3 protein-coding genes are annotated in these 2666 nt (G+C 64.6%); 1 reads left to right on the top strand and 2 read right to left on the bottom strand.

Going from position 1 to position 2666, the window contains the following annotated elements:
• Position 1: 1 nt before the first annotated feature.
• Positions 2 to 349 carry a hypothetical protein gene (locus JOY90_RS00015; RefSeq protein ID WP_291689126.1) on the bottom strand — a complete coding sequence of 116 codons (348 nt, stop codon included), beginning with the start codon at positions 347 to 349 and terminating at the stop codon, positions 2 to 4.
• 216 nt (positions 350 to 565) lie between these two features.
• On the bottom strand, positions 566 to 1690 hold the full coding sequence (locus JOY90_RS00010) for a hypothetical protein (RefSeq protein WP_291689125.1): 1125 nt from the start codon (positions 1688 to 1690) through the stop codon (positions 566 to 568).
• 406 nt (positions 1691 to 2096) lie between these two features.
• On the opposite strand from JOY90_RS00010, the gene JOY90_RS00005 reads away from it, so the two are divergent.
• The coding region (locus tag JOY90_RS00005) for a TGS domain-containing protein (protein ID WP_291689124.1) at positions 2097 to 2666 on the top strand (570 nt) is incomplete at its 3' end.

Here is a 2666-nt window from a genome sequence, read left to right as displayed (position 1 = left end):
ATCAGCTCCTGGGCAATTTCGGCATGTTCTCGACAAAGCCGTTGTAGCAGGCGAGCCGCTCGTCCTCTTCCTTGGTGAACTTGCAGTCGTTGACGCCCTTGGCGGTCATCACCTTGGGCTTTGACGCTGGCAGGATCACCGCGTCATAGCAGCTCAGCCGCTCCTTGGTGCCGTCGTCGATATCGAGGCACTCCTGCAGGCGCACCGCAGTCGGCTGCGATTTTCCCGCCACCTTGGCGGCACGCGGCTTGACCTGGACCAGCGGCTTGTCGCCGACCATCGGCGGACCGGCCTGCGCCAGCGCAGCAGCCGAATAGAGCACCGCGGCAACCGCGATTAAGGTTCTCATGTCATTCACCACTTGAAGCGTCGTTGAAAGATCGAGGCGGGCCCCGGCCGCAGGCCGGCCCATTTGCCGAACGGGCTTTAGCCTTCCGAGGCCAGCTTTTCCAGACCCCGAGCTGCTTTCGCGGCGGCCGGCTCTGCCGGCGAGGCACCCCGCGGGTGATAGCAGATATATCCATGCATATGCATGAATCTTTATCATGCGGCGCATGACGCCGGGCTATTTCGCCGTGCCGGAACGCGCAGCCACCGGCACCTGGCTGAATACCGTCGCCGGACAGGTCGCAACCAGGCGGTCGAGCGCACCGGCCAGTCCTTCGCTGGAGAATTTCGTCACGTGAGACGGTCGCTTTCCGTCCGGCGCCTGCGACGTCTCGGTGAGATCGAATTGCGGCTGGCCCGAGAGCGATCCGAGCGAGCTGCGATCGATCCGCATGGCCCAGATCTCGTAGCCGGACGCCGATCTGTGGGTGGTGAAGAACAGCGGCTTCAGCTCGCCGTTCGAGATCGACACGGTGGGAGAGAGTGCATCGGACGCGGCCTTGCGCTGGAAGTCCAATTCGAACTGATTGGCGTTGAAGCAGAGCAAGCGCCATCGCAGGGTCCGATAGGACTTCTCACCGCCGTCGAGGTGAAGCGCGGCCTTGCCGACCATGCTGCGTACGTCGTTCTCGAACTCCCACGGCGTCTCTGCGACCTCGCGCCGGTCGATGCCGAAGCGGGCAATCTCCTCGCGGGTCAGGACGTGCACGTCCGTGAACTTGACGGTGCGGGCAAGCGCGAGCAGCCCGGGATCGGCGCCGACCTTCTGCAGATAGCCGGCGATCAGCCGATCGGCGCGTTCGAGCCCGCTCGCCACCGCCGCCGTGCGCATCTCCTGGGTCGCAACGCCTCCGTTGAAACGCAGCACCACCCGGGGCGAGTGGACGCCGAGCACCGCGTCGGGCGGGATTTCGCGGGTCGCGGCGCCCAGAATGAGATAGGGGCACGCCGAGGCGCAGATCGCGCCGCGCGTCCAGAGATCACCATGCAGTTCGCGCCCGGACTGCTTCAGCCTGCTGCACGCCGCGCCGTCCTGGGCCTCGAAACCGCATTCGGTGACCACCGAGCGCCCGACCCGAGCGACCACCGGCCTCTCGCGCAGCATTGCGCCCATGGCTACCGCCTGGTCCAGATTGCCGCCTGGCGAGTTGAAATAGATCGGAAGATGACGGTCACCGAGCTGGCTCAGGAACTTGCGGAAGCGGAGCGCCGCGGCCGCATCGATCTTGCCGTCGGCGGCGATCCAGCGATCGCATCCCCGCCCACAGCTCTCCGGCTGCCCCTTGACGACGTAGAACAGCATCGGCCCGTCGGCTGCCGTAATACGCGGCGATGGCTTCGCCGTCGGCGGTCCAGCGGTCTTGGGCACCGCAAACGTTGAGGGTTTGGGCGCGGCAGGCGGAAGCGGCCTCGGTGCTGCGGGTGCCAGAGTCTTTGGCGCTGCAAAGACCGGCCCACAAAGCAGGGAGACGGCTAGGAAGCGTCGGATCCACGACGTAACAGGGGGAGACATCGAAAGCGAAACCAGGACGCCAGCGCGCTTTGACGTTGTATCAGGTTCTCGCCCCGTCGCAACGCTGCGGTTGGAGCAGTTCCGAGGAAGCGCGGATTTGACCGTATGGCCGGTTGCGCGGCCCGAATCGCCTGCTATATCGCTGCTTCCCGCTTACCTGCGCTCGTTCGCAGGAGTGAGCCTCAAGGAGACTGACATGACCGACCAGCGCAAATCCGAGTCCGGATTCCAGTACAGCATCACCAATCTCAAGCCCGCCGAGACGGCGTCGAAGATCACCCTCACCTTCCCGGACGGCTCGAAGCGCGAGTTCCCGAAAGACACCACCGGTCTCGATGTCGCCAAGGGCATTTCGCCGTCGCTCGCCAAGCGCACGGTGGCGATTGCACTGGACGGCGAGCTCGCCGATCTCAATGATCCGATCGGGCAGGACGCGAGGATCGAGCTGATCAATCGCGAGGAGCCACGCGCGCTTGAACTGATCCGGCACGACTGCGCGCATGTGCTCGCAGAAGCCGTGCAGTCGCTCTGGCCGGGCACCCAGGTCACCATTGGTCCGGTGATCGAAAACGGCTTCTACTATGATTTCTTCCGCAACGAGCCGTTCACGCCGGAAAACTTTGCCGCGATCGAGAAGAAGATGCGCGAGATCATCGCCCGCGACAGGCCTTTCACCAAGGAGGTCTGGGATCGCGAGAAGACCAAGCAGGTGTTCCGCGACAAGGGCGAGGCCTTCAAGGTCGAGCTGGTCGACGCCATTCCCGGC

Origin of the sequence: Bradyrhizobium sp., assembly GCF_019242285.1 — a bacterium.
GTDB lineage: Bacteria > Pseudomonadota > Alphaproteobacteria > Rhizobiales > Xanthobacteraceae > Bradyrhizobium.
The sequence above is the reverse complement of the archived record's forward strand: the minus strand, read 5'-3'. Positions and strand labels throughout refer to the sequence as shown.

Excerpts from the sequence above, each read along its gene's own strand:
- JOY90_RS00015 (WP_291689126.1), bottom strand. The coding sequence starts at position 349 with ATGAGAACCTTAATCGCGGTTGCCGCGGTGCTCTATTCGGCTGCTGCG.
- JOY90_RS00010 (WP_291689125.1), bottom strand. The coding sequence starts at position 1,690 with ATGCTGTTCTACGTCGTCAAGGGGCAGCCGGAGAGCTGTGGGCGGGGA.